This is a genomic window from Nguyenibacter vanlangensis, from assembly GCF_013376155.1.
In the GTDB taxonomy this organism is placed as follows: Bacteria; Pseudomonadota; Alphaproteobacteria; order Acetobacterales; family Acetobacteraceae; genus Gluconacetobacter; species Gluconacetobacter vanlangensis.
The window spans coordinates 1-953 of record NZ_JABXXP010000915.1 but is presented as its reverse complement, the minus strand read 5'-3'; the positions used below and the strand labels follow the sequence as shown (position 1 = coordinate 953).

Annotated in this window: 1 protein-coding gene; it reads left to right on the top strand. The window is 70.5% G+C overall.

Translation table 11 applies throughout. The features are described from left to right. A partial coding sequence (locus HUK84_RS20135) for an FAD-dependent oxidoreductase (protein ID WP_176641781.1) occupies positions 1 to 953 on the top strand: 953 nt, incomplete at both ends.

Sequence of the window (953 nt, the reverse complement as noted above, 5' to 3'; positions counted from 1 at the left end):
CCGGCTCAAGACCGGCACGCCGGCGCGGCTGGATCGCGCCACCATCGACTGGGACGCTCTGGCCGAGGATCGGGGCGACGCATGCCCCGAACCGTTCAGCCGCCTGACCGGCCGGATCGCCAACCCGCAGATCGCCTGCCGGATCACCGCCACCACGCCGCGGACCCATGGACTGATCCGCGACCATCTGCATCTCTCGGCCGTCTATGGGGGGGCGATCGCCGGACGCGGCCCGCGCTACTGCCCGTCGATCGAGGACAAGGTGGTCCGCTTCGCCGAACGCGACAGCCACCAGATCTTCCTCGAACCCGAGGCCCTGCCGGGCAATCCGGGCGGCGATCTGGTCTATCCCAACGGCATCTCCACCAGCCTGCCGGCCGATATCCAGGAACGGATGATCCATTCGATCCCCGGCCTGGAGCGCTGCACCATCGTCCGCCCGGGCTATGCCGTGGAATATGATTATGTCGATCCGCGCGCCCTGTCCCCGACCCTGGAACTGCTCGCGCTGCCCCGCCTGTTCCTGGCCGGCCAGATCAACGGCACCACGGGGTATGAGGAAGCCGGCGCCCAGGGCCTGCTGGCCGGCATCAACGCCGCCCGCCGCGCCGGTGGCGCCGACTGCGTCACCATCGATCGCGGCAGCGCCTATCTGGGGGTGATGATCGACGACCTGACGACCCAGGGCGTCTCCGAACCCTATCGCATGTTCACCTCGCGCGCCGAATACCGGCTCAGCCTGCGCGCCGACAATGCCGATCTGCGCCTGACCGGACGCGGCATCGGCTGGGGCTGTGTCGGTGCCGCCCGCGCCGCCCTGTTCCATTCCGATGCGGCCGCCATCGCCCAGGCCATGGACAGGGCGGGGCAGGAGAGCTACCTGCCCGACGCCCTGCACCAGGCCGGGATCGCCGTCTCGGCCGACGGCAGGCGGCGCAGCCTGCGCGACGTGC